At 46.4% G+C, this 20436-nt stretch carries 11 protein-coding genes, 1 tRNA gene and 1 pseudogene; 9 read left to right on the forward strand and 4 right to left on the reverse strand.

The window, feature by feature from the left end; all coding sequences use genetic code 11:
• Positions 1–242 precede the first annotated feature (242 nt).
• Entirely contained in the window at positions 243–917 is a 675-nt protein-coding gene (locus P2G85_RS03795) for a fructose-6-phosphate aldolase (protein WP_275862786.1), read from the reverse strand.
• Positions 918–1161: 244 nt separating this feature from the next.
• Between P2G85_RS03795 and P2G85_RS03800 the strand changes: the two genes are divergently transcribed.
• The 8 genes and pseudogenes from P2G85_RS03800 to P2G85_RS03835 all read left to right on the forward strand — a co-directional run bounded on the left by P2G85_RS03800 (position 1162) and on the right by P2G85_RS03835 (position 15087).
• Positions 1162–2091, forward strand: a complete 930-nt coding sequence (locus P2G85_RS03800; RefSeq protein ID WP_275862787.1) for a glycyl-radical enzyme activating protein — start codon at positions 1162–1164, stop codon at positions 2089–2091.
• Between the two features lie 2 nt (positions 2092–2093).
• A complete protein-coding gene (locus P2G85_RS03805) occupies positions 2094–4532 on the forward strand; it encodes a formate C-acetyltransferase/glycerol dehydratase family glycyl radical enzyme (RefSeq protein WP_275862788.1) in 2439 nt (812 codons plus the stop codon).
• Between the two features lie 79 nt (positions 4533–4611).
• Positions 4612–5352: a DNA-binding transcriptional regulator YciT gene (locus P2G85_RS03810; protein ID WP_275862789.1), complete on the forward strand. Its 741-nt coding sequence runs from the start codon at positions 4612–4614 to the stop codon at positions 5350–5352.
• Positions 5353–6150: 798 nt separating this feature from the next.
• Entirely contained in the window at positions 6151–10107 is a 3957-nt protein-coding gene (gene pulA, locus P2G85_RS03815; RefSeq protein WP_275862790.1) for a pullulanase-type alpha-1,6-glucosidase, read from the forward strand.
• Between the two features lie 443 nt (positions 10108–10550).
• Positions 10551–11483, forward strand: a pseudogene (locus P2G85_RS03820) (fructose PTS transporter subunit IIA); the annotation flags it as partial.
• A gap of 304 nt (positions 11484–11787) precedes the next feature.
• Positions 11788–12981 (forward strand): mannose-6-phosphate isomerase, class I, encoded by a 1194-nt coding sequence (manA, locus tag P2G85_RS03825; protein ID WP_275862791.1) that lies wholly within the window; start codon positions 11788–11790, stop codon positions 12979–12981.
• Between the two features lie 107 nt (positions 12982–13088).
• Positions 13089–13179: transfer RNA gene (locus tag P2G85_RS03830), tRNA-Ser, on the forward strand.
• Between the two features lie 483 nt (positions 13180–13662).
• Entirely contained in the window at positions 13663–15087 is a 1425-nt protein-coding gene (locus P2G85_RS03835) for a hypothetical protein (protein WP_275862792.1), read from the forward strand.
• 405 nt (positions 15088–15492) lie between these two features.
• Here the strand turns inward: P2G85_RS03835 and P2G85_RS03840 are convergent, their stop codons facing one another.
• Together P2G85_RS03840 and P2G85_RS03845 are read right to left on the reverse strand one after the other, a co-directional pair.
• The gene (locus P2G85_RS03840) at positions 15493–16230 is read right to left on the reverse strand and encodes an AAA family ATPase (RefSeq protein ID WP_275862793.1); all 738 of its coding nucleotides are present in this window, start codon (positions 16228–16230) and stop codon (positions 15493–15495) included.
• Between the two features lie 195 nt (positions 16231–16425).
• Positions 16426–17766 carry a PLP-dependent aminotransferase family protein gene (locus P2G85_RS03845; RefSeq protein ID WP_275862794.1) on the reverse strand — a complete coding sequence of 447 codons (1341 nt, stop codon included), beginning with the start codon at positions 17764–17766 and terminating at the stop codon, positions 16426–16428.
• 164 nt (positions 17767–17930) lie between these two features.
• On the opposite strand from P2G85_RS03845, the gene P2G85_RS03850 reads away from it, so the two are divergent.
• The gene (locus P2G85_RS03850) at positions 17931–18818 is read left to right on the forward strand and encodes an NAD(P)-dependent oxidoreductase (protein ID WP_275862795.1); all 888 of its coding nucleotides are present in this window, start codon (positions 17931–17933) and stop codon (positions 18816–18818) included.
• Between the two features lie 129 nt (positions 18819–18947).
• Here P2G85_RS03850 and P2G85_RS03855 read toward each other — a convergent pair whose 3' ends face one another.
• Positions 18948–20231, reverse strand: coding sequence for an ATPase (locus tag P2G85_RS03855; RefSeq protein ID WP_275862796.1), 1284 nt, complete (start codon positions 20229–20231; stop codon positions 18948–18950).
• Between the last annotated feature and the right edge of the window lie 205 nt (positions 20232–20436).

The raw sequence follows: 20436 nt of genomic DNA on the forward strand, positions 1-20436 counted from the left end.
TCTTCGTTATTCTGTAGGCTATTTACATCCAACGGTTTTTTACCAGCCTTGCCTAAGGTATTGCTGGTAAAAACGTTGGCGTTGGAAAGGCGCTCATTTGAAATGATTCGCGTAGCAGGTTCCATTCCCTTTTTTAAAACAACGCGTCCTCGCGTTAACAAGCATAATAAGTGCTGTGTGGTTGTTAATTACATACTGAGCGATTATCTGTTTAGCGCTCAGTATGTATGAATTAAGAGTTATCAGCTTTCAAATGAAAGTTTGTTGCCGAATGCGTTTTTCCAGTCTTTATCGAACTGATCCACAGCAGGTTGAACCGCCGGGTGAGCGAACATTTGCGCGGCTACATCCACCGGCAGTGTGATGGCTTCGATACCCAGTTTCATCACTTCCATGGCCTGCTGGGTGTTTTTAAAGCTCGCCGCTAGAATTTTTGCTGGCAGTTGGTTTTGATCCAGCAGCAGTTGCAGGTCTGCCACTACTTCCACACCGTTACCGTTCATCGCATCAATCCGGTTGACGTAAGGTGCCAGGTAGTCTGCGCCGCACAGGGCCGCAAGGAAGCCTTGCTGAGCCGAGTAGATTGCGGTTGCCAGCACAGTAATGCCTTCTTTTTTCATCAGCTTAATTGCCGCCAGACCGGTTTCTGTTGCCGGCACTTTCACTACCATATCGTAAGGCATTTCATTGATTTGGCGCGCTTCTTCGACCATACCGTCAACCGTTGTGCTGACAACCTGGGCGTGAAAGCGTGGAGAACCACCAAGTGCATCTTGCATACCTGTCAGGGTTTCATTCAGTCCCTGTTTTGATTTCGCCAGAATGCTTGGGTTTGTTGTTACACCTTTAAGTGGCAGGCATTGGTTAAAGCGTTTTACTTCTGCCACGTCAGCAGTATCTAAATAAAGTTCAATCATGGTCTCTACCTTAAACAAAATCGTCGTTTTGATGATGGGATCACTATAGATCTGACAATCGACGCAGATCTTGATTTTGATCAATTGAAATTTCATTTGAAACCATAATAATTTCATTAAGTGAAAGTAAAACGAAGCTTGCTGACCATCAAATGAAGCTTTCAAGCCAAGTTTTAAATCAAGAAAGCGATTTGAAACAACCCAAAGCAGTGTCGTAGAAGCGCAAACCAAGAGGCAAACAGAGATGTATTTCAATATTCAGAGATTCTCTACCCACGATGGCGATGGCATTCGCTCCATTCTGTTTCTGAAAGGATGCAGCTTGTCTTGTCCCTGGTGTCAGAACCCAGAGAGCCGCAGCGAAAAGCGTTCACTGTTGTTTGATGCGCGCAGCTGCATGGCGGACTGCCAGCTTTGTGTTTCTGCTTATCAAGCCACGGTGAACGACGCAGTGGTGAATGATGGCATTCAACGTATCGATAACCAGCTCATCATCAATCGCAAGGCGATCAAAGAAGACCAGCTGATTGCGCTGAGAAACGTCTGCCCGACCCAGGCACTGACAGTCTGCGGTGAAGAAGCAAAATCAGACATGCTGTTCGATGCACTAATGAAGGACAAGCCTTTTTTTGACCAAAGCCAGGGCGGGGTTACTTTCTCTGGTGGCGAACCATTAATGCAAGCGGATCTGGTGGCCGAACTGGCTGAGCGTCTGCATGAAAACCACGTCTCTACCGCGATTGAATCGTGTATGCATGTGCCGTGGAAGAATGTGAAGAAAGCTGCGCCGCACATCGATTGCTGGCTTGCTGATTTGAAACACACCGACGAAGAAAAGTTTCTTAGCTGGGCAAAAGGCTCGCTAAAACGCATTAAAGACAATTTGCGAAAACTGGCACCGATGGCGAAGCGGATAGTGATTCGCGTTCCTGTCGTGCCGGGTTTCAATGACACTATCGAAGAGTTGCAAGACATCATCGATTTTGCGGCTTCATTAGCAAGCTGCCACGAACTTCACTTGCTGCCGTACCACACGCTCGGCATCAATAAATACCGTTTGCTCGATATGCCTTATGAGTGTTCTGACCAGCCATTAAACAAACCAGAACTGCTAGAAAGCGCCATGCAATACGCAAGCGACAATACCCAACTTAACGTGATTGTAAGAGGTTAACCATGGATCTGAATTATCTTCCTGAGCGTATCAAAGCGCATAAACTGGCACTGGTAAATGTGGTCACGCCACCAATCTGTACCGAGCGTGCTGAGGCCTACACCCGCGCTTATCAGGCCAACGAAGACAAACCGGTGATTGTTCAGCGCGCATTGGCACTGCAAGAGCACTTGCGCACCCGTACCATCTGGATCAAGCATGACGAGCTGATTGTCGGTAACCAGGCGAGCAAAGTGCGCGCGGCACCGATCTTCCCGGAATACACCGTGCGCTGGATTGAGGCCGAAATTGATCAGCTGGCTGACCGTCCGGGGGCAGGCTTTGCGGTTACTGAAGAAGACAAACAGAGCATCCACGCCATCACGCCATACTGGCGTGGTAAAACTGTCCAAGATCGTTGCTATGGTTTGTTTACCGATGAACAGCAAGAGATCCTGGCGAGTACCATCATCAAAGCCGAAGGTAACATGACATCGGGTGATGCGCACCTTGCGGTTGATAACGAAAAGATTCTCAAGCTGGGTATGAATGGCTTGCTGGCAGACGTGCGCCAGCATCGCGTGAACAATGACGTGTCAACATTTGAAGGCTTGAAGAAAGAGCAGTTCTACAAGTCGGTGGAAATCGTTTTGTTGGCGATTCAGGACCACATGCTGAGTTACGCAGATCTGGCGCTTGAAATGGCACAAAAAGAAACGCGCCCGGAGCGAAAAGCGGAACTTGAAACGATTGGTGAAAATTGCCGTCATGTCGCTTATCACGCGCCTACGAACTTCTGGCAAGCACTGCAGCTGAGCTACTTTGTTCAGCTGATGCTGCAGATTGAATCAAACGGTCACTCGGTCTCTTTTGGTCGTATGGACCAGTTCCTCAACGAGTTCTACATTCGTGATATCGAAAACGGCACGATTGAGAAAGATTTCGCATTAGAGTTACTGCAAAGTTGCTGGTTGAAGCTGCTGGAAGTGAACAAGATCCGTTCCGGCGCGCACTCAAAAGCATCCGCAGGTTCTCCGCTGTACCAAAACGTGTGTATCGGCGGTCAGAAGCTGAATGAAAATGGTGAGCCGGAAGACGCAGTTAATCCGCTTTCTTGGGCGATTCTGGAATCTTGTGGTCAGTTACGTTCCACCCAGCCTAACTTGAGTGTGCGTTACCACGAAGGCTTGAACCAAGAGTTCCTGATGGGCTGTATCGAAGTGATTAAATGCGGCTTTGGTATGCCGGCATTCAACAATGACGAGATTGTGATTCCTGAATTCATCAAGCTGGGTGTCGAAAAAGAAGATGCCTACAACTACGCCTCAATCGGCTGTATCGAAACGGCGGTTCCGGGCAAATGGGGTTACCGTTGTACCGGTATGAGCTTCATTAACTTCGCGCGTATTCTGCTGGCTGCACTTAACGAAGGTGTGGATGCGACAACAGGTAAAGCTTTCTTGCCGCACGATAAGTCTTTGGCAAAAGGTAACTTCGAGAACTTTGAACAAATGACGGCTTCCTGGGCTGAGCAAATCCGCTACTACACGCGTAAGTCGATTGAGATTGATACCGTAGTCGATAGCGTACTGGAGCAACAAGCGCAGGACATCTTCTGTTCTACGCTGGTGGATGACTGTCTGGCGCGCGGGAAAACGGTGAAAGAGGGCGGGGCGAAATACGATTGGGTGTCCGGTCTTCAAGTCGGTATCGCTAACCTGGGCAACAGCCTGGCGGCGATTAAGCACCTTGTTTTTGGTGATGCGCAAATCACCCAAGCCGTGATTTCACAACAACAGTTAGCAAAAGCATTAGAAGAAGACTTCGACGGTATTGAGAACGAGCAGCTTCGCCAACGCCTTATCAACTTCGCGCCAAAATACGGCAACGATGATGACGCGGTAGACCAGCTAATGGCAGACGCTTACCAGGTGTACATTGATGAGCTAGAGCAGTTCGTCAACACGCGTCATGGTCGTGGTCCGATTGGCGGCGGTTACTACGCGGGGACATCCAGTATCTCTGCCAACGTGCCATTCGGTGCATCAACCATGGCAACCCCGGATGGTCGTAAAGCGAAAACGCCACTGGCAGAAGGTGCAAGTCCATCTTCTGGCTCAGACCGCTTAGGTCCAACGGCGGTGTACAATTCGGTCGGTAAGATCCAGGCGAATAAGATTCTGGGAGGCGTACTGCTTAACCAGAAGTTAAGCCCGGCAGCCGTGGCGTCAGAGGGGGACAAACTGAAACTGTCGATGCTGATCCGAACCTTCTTTAACCACCATAAAGGCTGGCATGTGCAATACAACATCGTCTCTCGCGATACCTTGTTAGCGGCGAAGAAGAACCCGGAGCAATACCGCGATCTGGTGGTGCGCGTGGCGGGTTACTCGGCTTTCTTTACCGCATTATCACCAGATGCGCAGGATGACATTATCGCGCGTACTGAGCATGAGTTGTAACTGAAGTTTCAGTTTGGTTTCAAATGAAAGAAAGAGGCATTATAATCATGCCTCTTTCTTTTTTATCTGAGCCTGAATTATGAACCCGAGACAAAATGAAATCCTGCAAATCGTTAATGACCGAAAGCGCGTGCAAGTTACGGAATTGGCAGAAATGATTGGCGTTTCCGGGGTTACCATCCGGCAGGATCTTAACTTTTTGGAAAAAGAAGGCTATCTGAAGCGCGTTCACGGCGCGGCGATGGCGCTGCAAAGTGATGACATCGACAGCCGGCTGGAAGTACGTTTTGATATTAAACAGGCGCTTGCTAACAAAGCAGCGGATTTGGTGGCGCCAAATGAAACCGTACTGATTGAAGGGGGCAGTGCAAATGCGCTACTTGCGCGCACCCTGGCGGAGCGCGGAGATGTCACTATTATTACCCCCTCAGCGTATATCGCCCATCTCATCCGCAATACATCGGCGAATATCATTTTGCTCGGTGGTGTGTATCAGCATCAGGGAGAAAGTTTGGTTGGCCCGCTAACCAAGCTCTGCATTGAGAATATTCATTTCAGTACGGCGTTTTTGGGCGTCGATGGCTTTCATCAGGACACCGGTTTTACCAGTCGCGATATGATGCGCGCTGAAATTGCCTCTGCCATACTTGCCAAGCAGCGGCGTAATATCGTGCTGACCGATTCAAGCAAGTTTGATCAGATTTTTCCTTCGACAATAGGCCGTACGGAACAGATTTCTGTACTGCTGACGGACAATAAGGCCAGTGAGGGAGATCTGGCGTTTCTCAGGAACTGCGGAGTGGAGGTGATTCTTGGTTGAATGGGCTTTGGTGCCTAACTTACGTGCATCGATAGTGATATGGTTCATCTGGTAGCGGAAATGCTGTGTTCGGTTGTTCTGTTTTTTTGCTCTGTTTTTTTGCACTGTTTGATAGGCACTTTTTTATCATTTGCAGTTTTTTTAAGCGTCGCCGGAAGAAACAGGTTTCGATTGTGTTGAGATTAACAATGTGTGTTCGGAGTATTTTAATATAAGCATTTGTGGCTATATATTTAGATGTTATATGCAGACGTTGCTTTTTTAGGTTTGTTATTTTTAGTGATATTTAAGTCAATATTTTTAGGGTGGTTTTTAAGCTGTAAATGATAACTTAAGTGAATTATTCTGCCTGTAATTATATTGATAGTCCTGTAATTTCATCGTTATTTTTTTTCATTTTTGCCCTCCGGTGGACTGGTTTTTTTGAGACTTGCGTTATTCAGGGGGAAATTGCCGTTGTTAACTTTCAATAATCAACCTGATTAATGTGACTTGGCTCCTTCCGCATTATTTGTCCTCCCCTTATCTCCTCCCTAATCCTCCCCCTGTTAGGCTGGTTTCATTCCTCTGGCTAAAAATACAATCATCGCGAGCAAAGAAAAATTGCTCTGAGGTATTACAAAGGGTGTATTAACGACAGGTTAGGGATTTATCAGTGGTTACCACGAAGCCTATTCCTGCGTATATTCAGTGCATCCGTTTCTCTGGTACCAACAAATTGACCAGCAAGGAAATTATTTTAGCTGGCAAACGTGAAACCTGCGCAAAGCAGGCTTTTAACCATATACGGGAACAAGAATGAAAACCAAACTTACCAAAGTGGCGTTGGCAACAATGTCGCTGTCATTGATGGCTGGCTGTAATTATGAAAGCTCGAGTTCTACCGACACGTCTCCGGCTAATGGCGAGGTGGCCAACGATCTTGAAGTTGTCATTTATTCCAAAGATAGCGCTGATGCAGGCGTGGTGGATAAAACGCTGCATGTCTGGAACAATGAAACTTGCGATGCGTTCGACGCTGACAAAATTGAAGATTTTGATAACTGGGGCGCGGGCGGCGTAAAAGCCACTGGTCATGATGAAATCGGCACTTACTGGGTGCTGCCGCTTAAGAGTCAGGCAGAAAGCGACTGTGTCAACTTTATCATCCGTACGCCGGATGGCCAGTCCGGTGATATGAAAATGGAGTTCGCTAAAATCAAAGACCGTCAGGGCTTTGTATCGGCGGATAACTCAGCCATTTTGGATAACTTTGATGATGCGCTTCCGGTCGAACTCTCTGGGGCGTCAGCGCACTGGGTAGATGAAGATACTCTGCTGTGGGATAAGGCTAAAGGCGCTACTAAAGTTGAGTTGTACTACTCTAAAACTGCTGATGTGGTGTTTGACGGCGAGAACCAGTCGATCTCCGGCGGTAAGGTCGTTGAGCTGAAAGATGGTTCCACCACTGACAGTGTTAAGAAGCGTTTCCCGCACCTGAGTGACTGGGCGGCATTCTCTATTGATGGTGATGTTGATTTTAAACGTGACATCCTCAAGGGTCAGCTGATTGCGGTAGCCCGCAATAGCGATGGCGAGATCGTACAGGCGACCAAGGTTCAGATCCCTGGCGTACTGGATGTACTGTATACCGGTGGTGACGCTGAGGATCAGAATGCTGATAAAGAAACACTTGGCGCGGTACTGGATGGCAGCAGCGTGGTGTTCGGGGTATGGGCACCGACGGCACAGAGTGTTGAACTGCTCGTTTACAGCGAAGCTGACACAGGCAAGCTGAAAAACACCTACACAATGAGTGATCAAGATGGTGACGGGGTGTATAAACTGACACCTGATGATGTTGCCGTGGGCGATTATTACCGTTACCGGGTTAAGGTTTACCATCCGGTAAGCAATAAGATCGAGGTCTTCGAGACGACCGACCCATATGCCCTGAGCTTCTCTACCGACAGCCGCTTCTCACAGGTTGTTGATATGAACGATCCAACGCTCAAACCGGACGGTTGGGATAGCTACGAGTTTGACAAAGATGCCAAGCCGTCTGATGCCGTGCTTTATGAAGTTCATATCCGTGACTTCAGTGTCAACGACACCAAAGGTACCGAGGAGTACAACGGTAAATACATGGCGTTTACCGAAGATGATCGTGATAGTGTTAAACACCTGAAATCTCTGAAGGAAGCCGGGCTTACTTATGTTCACCTGATGCCAACCTTTGATATTGGTACGGTGAACGAAGACCCGGCCACACGGGTGGATCTGAACAACACCGTTGCTGAACTGTGCAAACTGAATGCGACTGCCGGGTTATGTAAGAGTGCGGATCCAAGCCAGACATTAAAATCACTGCTGGAAAGCTACGACCCTGCTTCCAAAGACGCTCAGTCGTTGATGAATGATCTGCGTAAGTTCGACAGCTTCAACTGGGGCTACGACCCGTACCATTACAACGCGCCTGAGGGCAGTACCTCAACGGATGCTGAAGGAACGGTGCGGATCAAAGAGTTCCGTGAAATGGTGCAGGCTCTGCACAACATGGGTTTTAAAGTCGTGATGGACATGGTTTACAACCACACTAATGCGTCAGGCCTGAATGAGCAATCGGTACTGGACAAGCTGGTTCCTGGCTATTACCACCGCCTGAATGAAATTACCGGTAAGGTCGAACGTTCGACCTGCTGTGACAACACGGCAACCGAGCAGGTGATGATGGAAAAAGTGATGATTGATTCACTGGCTATGTGGACCCAGGATTACAAGATTGATTCATACCGTTTCGACCTTGCCGGTTTCCACATGAAATCCAACCTGCTTAAGGCGCGTGATAAGATTCGCGAGTTTAACCCAAGTACCTACTTCTATATGGAAGGCTGGGACTACGCTGAAACAGTGAACAACCGCCGTGGTGTGAACGGTTCACAGTGGAACATGGGTGGTACCGGTTATGGTACTTACAGTGACCGTCTGCGTGATGCTGTTCGTGGTGCCGGATACAACGATACGCCTGATACGATCAGAACCCGTAAAGGCTTTGGTAATGCTGGTGCGGAGTTTGATAACCAGGAAAGTCAAGCAGAGCTAAACCATCAGACGGACATTGTTCGCCTGGGTATGGCCGGTAACCTGAAAAACTACCTGCTGGAAGATCAAAATGGCCAGACTAAACGCGGTCAGGATATCAAATATGGTAGTGCGCCAGCCGGTTACGCTGAGAATCCACAAGAAACCATCAACTATATTTCTAAGCATGATAACCAGACGCTTTGGGATATTAACCAGTACAAGATTGCTGACAGTGTTAGCCTGGCAGATCGGGTGAGAATGCAAAATGTGGGCAACAGTACGGTGATCCTAAGCCAGGGTGTTCCGTTCTTCCAGTTGGGTACATCACTGCTTCGTTCCAAGTCTTTGCAGCGCGACAGCTACGATTCTGGTGACTGGTATAACAAGGTGGACTTCGAGCTGGATAACCCGGAACTGACCAACAACTGGAACGTTGGTCTGCCACGTGAAGATAAGGATGGTGTTTTCTACGATGTCATTAAACACCTAATTGCAAACGATGCAACTCAACCGGGTCGTGATGAAGTTCTGCTGGCTGACGCTCAGTTTAAAGAATTGCTGAAGATCCGTACCAGCAGCCAACTGTTCCATCTGGATACGGCTGAACAGATCAATTCTCGTATTGACTTCCACAATACTGGTGAAGATCAAGTTTCGGGTGTGATCGTGATGTCTGTCGATGATGGTGTCGGTGTTGATGATCTGGACAGCAACGTTGATGCGGTAGTGATTGTGGTTAACTCGACGGTTCACCAACAAGTCATGCCGGTTGCGGGTGCCGAAGGCTTTACCCTGCATGATGTACAGCAGCAATCTGCAGATGCAATCGTGCAGACAGCAAGTTTTGCCGATGGCAAGTTCACGGTACCAGCCCTGACTACAGCGGTATTTGTTAAAAAACAAGACGGTGCACAGGGTAAAGGCGTTCCGGTTGCCGAGAAGGATATGTCAAACGTGCCAACTTACGGCGGTACGGAGATTTACCTGAAAGGCAGCATGAACAGCTGGTCAAACGACAATGTCCTGTCATTTGCTAACGGCATCTATACAGTTGAAACGGTACTGGAGGCAGGCGCGCAGCAGTTCAAGATTGCAGATGCCGACTGGACCGATGGAACTAACTTTGGTTTCGGTAATATTACTGTAGGTAAAGGTTCACTGGAACTGAAGGATGACGGTGGCAACATTAGCCTTGACGCTGCAACGAAAGGGGTTTACCGCTTTACGCTGGACGCATCTGCAGATGCGGACAAACCGACGGTAAGCGTGACTTTGGTTCAGGCGATTGAGGGAGGCTCGTGCAGCCGACTACCTGACAGTGACGAGGCCGCTCCACTAGGCGCAACCAAGCTGTTTGTCCGTGGTGCACTGTCCAGTTGGGGAGCAGAGCCTACTTACCAGCTGACCTACAAGGGCGATAACCTTTACCAGGCATATTTCACTATCGATAGTGCGACCAAAACCGAGTTCAAAATCGCTGATGATTCCGACAACTGGGGCGTGCAGTACTCTGTTAATGAGAACGGCCAGTACATCAAGCTACTGGAAGGTGTGGAGTACAAAGCGCTTAAGCATGATGCCGGTTCATCCAATAACAGCATCAGTCTAAGTGCCGCAAGCTACAGTGTAAAACTGACACTGGATGCGGACAACAAAGACCAAGGCAGCTTGCTGTTTGAAAAATGTGAATAACTGCAAGGTTAATAAATAAACTATTAAGGATCTGATTTTAATCAGATCCTTTTTTTATTCTTTTTTTCGCTTGTTGGGTCAGGCCCGTTGCCGAAATTTTCTTTTCCTCTCTATTTAACCGTCTTTGCTCTAGATATTATATTGTGAAGTTGGTCGTACAAATTACCTTCTTTAACAAGAAAATGTGATATTCACGATAGCTCGTGTTTATTTTTTATTTGATACAAAATATCTATGACTCATTGCGAATGCATAGTGTTGACTTCTATTTTGGTTGATTCCTTACTTGCTCTGATTATGAGATTTCGATCACGTAAAAATATTCGTATTACAAATCTCTAGTAAAAGCCACACTGGTACTCTGTAAGCGATAAATGAAAACGTCGATAATACCCTTAACGGCAACCAGTATGCTGATAGAAAAATTTAACGGGAGAGCACTCATGATCACCAACTTGATTAATGAGCAGTTAATTTGCCTTAATCTCAAGGCAACATCAAAAGAGCAGGTTTTTATTGAGATGATTGACCTGCTGCACAAACAGGGCCGCGTCAGTGATCAGCAGCAGTTTTTAGCTGATATATACGCGCGTGAAGAGCAGGGTAATACCGGTTTTGAAGACGGTGTTGCGCTGCCACATGCCAAGAGTGCAGCGGTGATTGAGCCTGCGGTGGCCATTGGTATAAGTCAAAGCGGGATCGAATACGGTGCCGAGGATGGCCTGCCTTCGAAACTCTTTTTTATGATTGCTTCTCCGGACGGTGGTGCAAATCACCACATTGAAGTGCTGGCGGAACTCTCTTCCAAACTTATTGAAGATGGATTTATTGACGCGTTTCTTGCTGCGAAGTCGGAAAAACAAGCATTGGCTTTATTGTTAGAGAAAAAAGCAACAGAAGTGACCCAGGAGGCAGATAAGGGCTTTCTGATTGGGGTCACGGGCTGTCCTGCTGGTGTTGCGCATACCTATCTGGCGGCGGAAGCACTGGAGAGGGGAGCGCAAGAGCTCGGTTATCAAATCAAGGTGGAAACTAATGGTTCGCTTGGGGTTCAGAATAGTCCCAGCGCCGAAGAAATTGAGCGTGCCGATGCGATCATTGTAAGTTGTGACAAGGTCGTCGACCTGAACCGCTTTGCTGGTAAGTGCCTGGTAAAAGCGGGCGTCAAGGCGGCGATTAAAGATGCCCATGGTTTGATTAATCAAGCTTTGGTGTCACCGCAATATCAGGCATCAGCCGATGAGGTTGCGATAGAGCAAGAAGTAGATGTGGTTGAAGTGTGTTCCGCCAGCTCCTCTCCGGTGAACAATGACTCATCGCGGAAAATTCCGTTTTTGATTATTGGCGCGGTATTAATTGGTTTAGTCATCGCAATGAGTATGTAACCTGATAATGCAAAGCTGATAATTAATATCTCTCTCTCAATCGGATGCCTTATTTAATTCTGATGGCTAACTATTTATAAGCTCCCTTATTTTAGGGGGCTTTTTATTGGGTGTCGTTGTGTTTGGTTATTATTATTAACCAAAGCAAATTAATAAATAGAATGAATGGCCTTTCATAGTCCGCATCAATGGGCTGTATTTTTCTTGCTGCTAATAATTTCTGATTGGATTTCATCAATACCTCATAAATAAATTGGGGTTTTTATGAAATCTGCATTTTGAAATAAGGAACGCTATGATTATTTCTTCGCGCTTTTATCCTATGCGTAATGTGATTCAGGATTATGCATGGGGCAGCCCCACATCGATTGGACAATTATTTGGCACAGAAAATCCGCAAGGGAAACCACAAGCGGAAATTTGGATGGGCGCACACCAAAATGGTTGTTCGACAATTGAAGTCGAAGGCCAGCCGACCTTACTCTCTGAATTTATAGCCGCCAATAAAGAAACCGTTATCGGTGCGGAAACGGCGGAGAGATTTGGTGAGTTGCCATATCTTTTTAAAGTGTTGGCCGCTGAAAAAGCATTATCTATTCAGGTGCATCCGAGCAAAGCACAGGCCGAAGTTGGCTATGCCAAAGAAGAACAGATGGGTATCGACCAAACGGCCGGTTGCCGTAACTATAAAGATCCAAACCATAAGCCTGAACTGGTCTATGCGTTAACCCCTTACCAGGCGATGAACGGTTTCCGTGAGTATGCTGATATCGTTTCTTTCTTTCGCTCACTGAAGATAGCAGAGCTCGTTTCACTTGTTGATGAACTGGCAGTGAACCAGAACGAAACTGGCCTGAAAACGTTTTTTACTGCGATGCTATCGCTGGAAGGTGAAGTGAAAGAGCGCAGCCTGGCCGGGCTACTGACCTATGCCAACGCAAATCAGGAAGAGGAGTTGTTCGCGCTTATCCTGCATTTGGCAGAGCAGTATCCGGGGGATATCGGCCTGTTCGCGCCGCTGATACTGAATACCGTTACGCTTCAGCCCGGCGAAGCGATGTTCCTGGATGCGTGCACGCCTCACGCGTATATCAAAGGCACCGGGCTGGAGATCATGGCCAACTCGGACAATGTGTTACGCGCTGGCCTGACACCAAAATATATGGATGTCCCGGAACTGGTTTCCTGCACCCGTTGCGTGCCCATTTCTGCCGATACATTGCGCCTGGCACCAAACAGAGAGCAGGGGACAGAGCATTACCCCATTCCGGTGGCCGATTTTAAGTTCAGCGTATACCAGCAGAGCCATGATCAACTGCTCCGGACTAAAGGTGCGGAAATTTTGTTTGCGGTTGATGCCCCGCTGACGCTCGCGCATGCTGACGGTGACAACGTGACGATTGAGAAGGGCGAGTCGGTGTTTGTTCCCGCTAATGCAGGCAGCTATCTGGCCACGTCAGCAGGTAAATTTGCCCGCGCTTACAATTAGTTGACGCGATTTTGAGCATTTCGCACACTTGTTGGGCGAACGGTCAATAAAGCGCAGAAAGAGCCTTTACACCCGGCGGCTGAACCCGTATTATTCACCGCACTTACGGAGAGATGGCTGAGTGGTTGAAAGCACCGGTCTTGAAAACCGGCATACGTTAATAGCGTATCTAGGGTTCAAATCCCTATCTCTCCGCCACTTTTCAGTAAAAAAGCCGTTGATTATCAACGGCTTTTTTCGTTTTTATACCTCAATAGCCGACAAATACAACAGGATGATACAGATGTATTTGTCGAGACTACCAGACAGCATGTACTTCAAGCGCGTAGTAACCCCTCTTTCTCTTCTCTCTATGGGCTACCCAAAGGCGTTCCATTTCTCTTTAGTTACTTGCGCAAGCTGCGGGCAAGAGAAGGCTCTCTTAACTCTTTATCATATGTGCCTTTTAGGGAGGGATGAAAAGGAAAAAGTCGGCGAGTATTATTCAGTTTTGCATGCGGCTAAGAATTAGTCAGAAACTGGTCAACCCTTGCACTCAACTCCATATATATATGATTAATATCATTGTTGTTCATGATTAACCAAAATTAAAACAAAAGCTTATATATACTTGCCACCTGAATAAAAGCGCTTTTGTACTGAGAGTACAACTGGCTGAATAATATATAACAGAGGGTTTTAATGATGTTTAAGAAAGAGTTGGTGGCAGTCGTATCTGCGCTTACAGCGATGACTGTGCTAACCGCGTGTGGTGGAGGTGACGGCGGCACAACTGCAGGTGGAAATACTGATCCAAATACGCCTGACAATGGCGGCTCAGAAATCATGCCGTATAGCGCAGAGCGCGTTGTGCAAAAAACATACGACTCTCTTGGTGCGGACATTCAGTACGTTAATGAGACTAACGATGAGCGTTGTACTTATAGCGCATTTGTGGGCTCTTGTGAGCACTACAGCTACAAAGATGTTGCGTACAATATTCCTCTCTCAGAGAGCACGAGTATGGATGATATCGCCACAGTAGCCTTTACGCTTCAGGGCTACATTGAAAAACAAGCAGAGCTTTGGGGTTACGATAGCACCACTGATCTATTGTCAGCAGTATCTTTCACATTCAAGCGATTTGACCAGGAAATTGCAGAGCTAATCGCTTATGATCTTGATCGTCAAGATGCATTTATGCCGACAGTAATTGATTCTGCCATTCTAGCTGACGCAAAGAATGTGTCATTCGGTGGCAAGACTTGTTCAGAACTGGGCTACGGCGCTTACACGGCAAGCCACTGTAAAGCAACTCGTTATCTGGATTCAGTCAAGGCGCAGCAACTTGATTGGCAAGTTACAGCAGGTAAAATCCTTCGCTCAGTATCGGTTAAGCATGAAGAAAATGTAAGTTACTTCGATGGCTTGTGTTCAAGTGTCACATCTGCACAACTTATGTGTAATCTTCAAGGTGACACTAACGAGTTTGTTTTAAACCAGATGGCTTCAGTCTTTGGTGTCAACAAGTCTGCTCAAATCTATGTTACAGGCTTTAACTACCAGGGCGATCAGGTAAAAGGCAAGTACAACAATGGTTACGACATTAACATGCCGAACAACCTTAGCTCATTCCCTGAGTTTGACGCAAAGGTGTTCAATCATGAGCTAACTCACATGATGGTGTACACTCAAGCTCTTGAGCTAGCACCGCTAATCTATGACACTCTTGAGACGCGATTCATGGAAGAAGGTATTCCAGTTGTGTTCGCTAAACAAGAGCTATGGACATGGGCTAAAATGGCAGAACTGGCGCAGGGTGGAGTAAACAGCCTGCTTACATCAGGTGATTACACCACTCGCGGCTCTATGGTTAACTACCTTCTGGTAGCTAAGACTAGAGCGGAAGCGCAAGCAAAGCATGAAAGCCTGGTTAAATTCATCAAAACTATTCAAGTTTACGGCAATGTGCCTGATGCGTTTAATAATGCAGGATTCACAAACCACAAGGGTGAAGCGATTACAATTGACTCCTTTGGTAGCAATATTGCAGAGTGGATTCAGGAGCTAGCGAACGATCCCCAAGTGCTAAGCTACAAATCACTTGCTTACAATAACTTTAAGTAATAATTGAAAAAGTGGCTGTGAATTACACTGTATCAGGCGATTGATACTTAGTCCGATATATGTTTTGTCTGTATCAGACATAAGGCAAAATCGATTTTTGGTGGCTTGTCTTAAGCCGCTGTTTGTACAGCGGCTTTTTCGTATCTGAAGGGGGTGAAGTCAAACCATAGGATTGACGGAAACAATGAACCAGTTCAAAATTGCCTGCTGCAACCACTAGATATGTATCTGTTTGCCGATAAACCTTCGTGATCGTGGTTTCCCATTCGATCTGAAAGTCTCCCTGTTAACCAAAAAACGTCAACTCGCTTCATTCCTCCGTATTGAGACCATGTGTCATGCGTATTACAACAAAGTCACTAAGTGGTGTGCTGGTTACTTTTTGTGCCGCGCTACTCCAACCAATCATTCTTCCATCAGAATTTTCATCATTTGTTGGTGTCGGCTCAGAAAATCTTTTGTGACCTCATAATGTTCCGTATCTTCATAGGCTGTTTCGTAAATCCCACTTTCACTAAACTGATAAATTTTTGCTCTGGGGTAAGCCAGGAGAATCGGAGAGTGTGTAGCAATGATGAACTGTGAACCATCTTCAACAAGCTGATGAATCGCTGAAATCGCGGCCAGTTGCCTGGTGGGTGATAGTGCCGCTTCTGGCTCATCCATAATATACAGGCCATGGCCACGAAGTTTGTTCGTGATTGTGGCCATGAATGCTTCGCCATGCGATTGTTTGTGTAACGATTTTCCTCCGTACCCTTGTATCGGTGGAGGTACTAGTTGATCCATATATGTAGCAACATTATAAAAACTTTCTGCTCTGAGAAAGTAATAGTCTTCAGGTTTTTTAAAGCTTTTGATTGTTTTTATAAAACCATCTAGTTCAGAATGCGTTTTTTCGGTAGCAAAGCCAGTATTTTTGTTTCCGCCCTCAGCATTGAGCCCCAGAGCAACGGCTATCGCTTCAATTAACGTAGATTTCCCTGAACCATTTTCACCAACAAAAAACGTCACATCAGGGTGAAACTCAAGAAAATCCAGTTCTTTGATAGAAGGAACACAAAATGGAAATTGTTCAAAGTTTTCAATTTTGTCTCGCTTTAATTCAATTTCTCTCAGAAATGGTTTCGCTTCAAAGAACATATAAACTCCAATATAAACACAAAAGCAACGCAAATGCCGTATGGCGATACGTTTGATTGATACAATATAGTCTGACTTTTACTCAAAGCAGACCGCACGGTATCTATGCGCGGAATCTTCCCAAAACCAACATTTCGTTTATTTTATATAAGGAACGCTACTTGCGGACTGGTTCCCGAATCTCTTTAAACATGGTTAACACGGAAATAGCGTATTTACGCTTGAACTTAACAGATTCTTTAGTTTACTCATTCCTTCCTGTAGCCTCTCTTCTGTACTGACAGACATTAATGAAAGACGGATATGACTTGCTTCCATTCCGTTTACATCAAAATAGCTGCCGCTACTGACAAGAAGGTTTTGGTTTTTGGCTTCCTGAACCAAATGTTCTGCTTTCCACGGGTTCGGCAACGGTAACCAAATATGGTATCCAGTAGACCGACACTGGATGGATGGCATGATTTGGCGAGCTAACGATTGTCGCTCTTGAGCAGTGATGCGCTGAGACTGCGCCAGATCAAACGCTTCACCAGATTCAATAAGGTGAGTGGCTGCACTAAAGTTAATAGGAGAAGGAAGCCAAATACTAGCCCGAACATGAGCATTTATCAGTCCAATTTGGCTGTCTGGTACTTTGATAAATCCACATCTCATCGCGGGACTTATAGCTTTTGATAACGCTGAAATATGAAAAGCCTGTTCAGGTATGAAATTGCTGATGGCAGGTATTGGCTTCTCATCCAGAAAACAATAGATGTCGTCCTCAACGAGCCAGATGTTGTGTTTACTGACAACCTTAGCCACCTCTTCGCGACGGAACGCGGGCATGGTTATTCCAGTAGGGTTTTGGTGGGACGGAATAATAATAACCAGTTTGGGCTTATGCTCCACAATCACCGAGTCTAAAGCTTCTGGTGATACACCATGCTCATCCAGCGGAACTCCGACGATATTGCGGCCAGAAAGATTCGCTATAGCAAAGATACCCGGGTATGTCAGAGACTCAACAGCTATGGTATCACCTGGTTTAGTGAGGGCATTGATGAGCAGAGAAAGTGCATGTTGTGCGCCATTGGTTAGTATCGTATTTGCCGCATTTCCACCTTCTAATCCAAAATGCTTAGCCCAGGTACTACCGGCCTGGCGATGTGCTTCATGTCCTGAACGTTCAACGTACCCTATTAGCTCAGATGTAACCGAGTCAGCAGTTAGCTTGTATGCCTTTTGAATTGCATCAACATTTTTGTACAGGCAGGGCTGGAGAATAGAAAAGTTGTAATCGTCTTTATCGTCAGGTGCCTGAATGGCTTTACCTAAGTCAGACTTTGCACACACATAGGTTCCTCTTCCAACATGTGATTCGACCCGACCTTTATCAACCAGCAGACTATAGGCTTTGGCGATTGTAGCAGGCGTTGTATCCAAATCAGATGCTAGTTCTCGGTGAGTCGGTAGCTTTGAGTTAGGCTGGTACTCGCCCTTGTTGATTCGCCTTTCAATAACCTTTGCGATTTTAACAAACTTAGCGCTGCTCACATGTTCTCCTACAGATACTTCAATCACTTTCTTAGATTATGACTTAGTTTAATTGAATTGGAAAATTAATTAACTTAGGTAATCGATCGCATTGACATATGTCAATGCGATCGATTAAGGTATTTCAATGTACTCAGACATCATCAGCAACAAGGAAATAATGAATGAATCAAGTCAACGAGATTTCGAAAGTCGCCTTCATCGGCCTGGGTGTCATGGGATATCCAATGGCGGGACACCTTTCGAAGCAAGGTATTAGTGTCACGGTATACAATCGTACCGAGTCTAAGGCGCAAAAATGGACAACTGAGTATGCAGGTGAGTCAGCAACAACCCCTTCAGCTGCTGCTCTGGATGCGGACGTTGTTGCTCTTTGTGTCGGAAATGACGAGGATGTGCGGAGTGTGGTATACGGAGACTCTGGGGTACTCAATAGCCTGCGTGCAGGTTCTGTTTTGCTTGATCACACGACAACATCAGCAGAGTTGGCTGAGGAGCTTGCGACAGAGTGTGCAAAGAGAGGTATACATTTCATTGATGCACCGGTGTCAGGTGGCCAATCAGGTGCTGAGAATGGGGTGCTAACAGTTATGTGCGGCGGGCAAAAAGCTGCTTTTGAAGCCGTTTCTCCCGTACTTTCAAGCTACTCTAACCAAGCGGTTTTAGTGGGGGGAAATGGACAGGGGCAGAGATGTAAAATGGTAAACCAAATCTGCATTGCCGGGGTGTTAAAGGGGCTTAGTGAGGCGGTGCTGCTTGCGCAAAAATCCGGATTAGACATAGAGCAGATTGTTGATGTACTCAAACATGGAGCTGCCGGTTCGTGGCAGATGGAAAATCGTGCAGTCACCATGTCTGAAAACAGGTTTGATTTTGGTTTTGCAATCGATTGGATGCGTAAAGATCTCGGGTTTTGTCTAAACGAAGCAAGAAAAAATGGTTTAATTTTGTCCCTTACTGAAGAGGTAGATAAGCAATATCATTCTTTGCAAGAAAGAGGGTTTGGTCGCATGGACACATCAGTGCTTATAAAAGCATACGATAACGAATAGTTGCTGTGATGCCCATGGAATGGTTAGGTTAGGAAAAAATATCACTTCATTTATGGCTTGCAGAAAAAACAAGCTCTGAACCAGGCGTTTGGAACAGAGCTTGCCTTGATGGTAGTGCATCCGTAATGGTTATTCCGTTGCTGCAGATACCAGTGCTTCTACTTTTTCAGTCACATCCTCTAACGTGGGCATTTCAGTAGCAGAATTGCTGGTAATCGCGTTCTCAACCGTTTTGGTGTAAGACTCGAGAAGTTTTGACAAGCGCTGACTGTGCTCTTTTTCCTGCTGTAACGCTTTTTGATTCAGCTCTAGCTTAGCAACTGCTTCTTCCAGGTTCACTGTTAGTGCGCTTAGCTCATCTTTAGCGCTGGCAAGCTCTTGTGCCAGTTCATCGTTTTGGCGCGATTCCTGCTTTTTGCTGGTTTGCAGCGATGCAAGGATTGAAGCCGCCTGTTGGGGGAGTGGTTTGTCACGGTAATCCGTGCCATTGACCATCTGAGAAATCTTAAGTAAAGATTTCTCGTATGCCAGCACGATTGGCTCGAATCTTTTGCTCTTGACTGATGACAAGCGTGTCACCTCGTGGGCAACGCTTACCGTGTGCGCGAGCCTGAATTCCGCTGCTTTCACCGCTTGCTCGATGGCAGCGAAGTTGCGAGAATCGGTTTTAACCGTAAGCTCGACTTTGGCAACTTCAGCTTGGGCTTTTTTGTAGGTTTGCGGAGCGCGGCTGTCGTGCTTCATCGTACGGAGTTCAGCAAGCCGGGCTTTGAGCGGGTCAACGTACTCTTTGAGAATAACTTTTATTTCCAACTGCTTGGCAACGTCGAGAAACTTAACCTGAGCGAACTGGGCATCGCTGATCTCATTTCTATCCACATACTTAAAGAGTTGTAGATAACTTGAACGTACCTGGCCATAGGTGGTCGAAAATATGGTTTTAGCCTTAAGCATGTCTAAGTAATCCATCTGGGCAATAGACTCTGCCAGGAGCTCGTCAGCTTGCACCTTCAGGGCGACCAGTTGATTGTACAAGGTTTCTGTTTCGCCAAGTAATTCTGAGTATTTCTCAGCGTATGTGGTGGAACTGAATAGGGAATAGTCTTCTGTTGCCTCGCTTGGATCTTCGGCAATGTCATTGTAGACCTCTGTGGTCTCTTCCCAGGAATCCTGAAGATCGCGGACCTTAGAGGCGGAATACAGCTTGAAAGAGTCCAGATCCGCCAGCTTGGCGCTCCATTCATCTTGTTGCGTTTTTATTTTTTCAAACAGACTGAAGGCATCGACTTGAGTTTCGACCGACTGGTTGTTGGTTAGGTCTGTCACCGCACTTTGATCTTTTTCTGTGCTTTGACAGCCGGCTAAGGCAGAAACGATGATGCCTGCCACTGCTGCTGTTTTGAATTTTTTCATATTTATGGCTCTTGTGTTACTAAATGTTGTTTTCGGGTTATTGCTATTATCATTGTTTTTGTATTAACAAGTTTCTCATTTCCGTGACAAATAAACATCAGTTCATGGCTTTTTTTTGAACCAGGTAAACGTTTAGTTTGACTGGAATCGGCGTTCGCCCAAGGATAGGTGAACAGTTGACTGAAAAGTAAGCTAACTGTTGAGG

Source organism: Vibrio sp. CAU 1672 (assembly GCF_029223195.1).
GTDB lineage: Bacteria > Pseudomonadota > Gammaproteobacteria > Enterobacterales > Vibrionaceae > Vibrio.

Bases quoted from the DNA above. Each gene is read 5' to 3' on its own strand.
- P2G85_RS03795 (WP_275862786.1), bottom strand. From the start codon at position 917: ATGATTGAACTTTATTTAGATACTGCTGACGTGGCAGAAGTAAAACGC.
- P2G85_RS03800 (WP_275862787.1), top strand. From the start codon at position 1,162: ATGTATTTCAATATTCAGAGATTCTCTACCCACGATGGCGATGGCATT.
- P2G85_RS03805 (WP_275862788.1), top strand. From the start codon at position 2,094: ATGGATCTGAATTATCTTCCTGAGCGTATCAAAGCGCATAAACTGGCA.
- P2G85_RS03810 (WP_275862789.1), top strand. From the start codon at position 4,612: ATGAACCCGAGACAAAATGAAATCCTGCAAATCGTTAATGACCGAAAG.
- pulA (WP_275862790.1), top strand. From the start codon at position 6,151: ATGAAAACCAAACTTACCAAAGTGGCGTTGGCAACAATGTCGCTGTCA.
- manA (WP_275862791.1), top strand. From the start codon at position 11,788: ATGATTATTTCTTCGCGCTTTTATCCTATGCGTAATGTGATTCAGGAT.
- P2G85_RS03835 (WP_275862792.1), top strand. From the start codon at position 13,663: ATGATGTTTAAGAAAGAGTTGGTGGCAGTCGTATCTGCGCTTACAGCG.
- P2G85_RS03840 (WP_275862793.1), bottom strand. From the start codon at position 16,230: ATGTTCTTTGAAGCGAAACCATTTCTGAGAGAAATTGAATTAAAGCGA.
- P2G85_RS03850 (WP_275862795.1), top strand. From the start codon at position 17,931: ATGAATCAAGTCAACGAGATTTCGAAAGTCGCCTTCATCGGCCTGGGT.
- P2G85_RS03855 (WP_275862796.1), bottom strand. From the start codon at position 20,231: ATGAAAAAATTCAAAACAGCAGCAGTGGCAGGCATCATCGTTTCTGCC.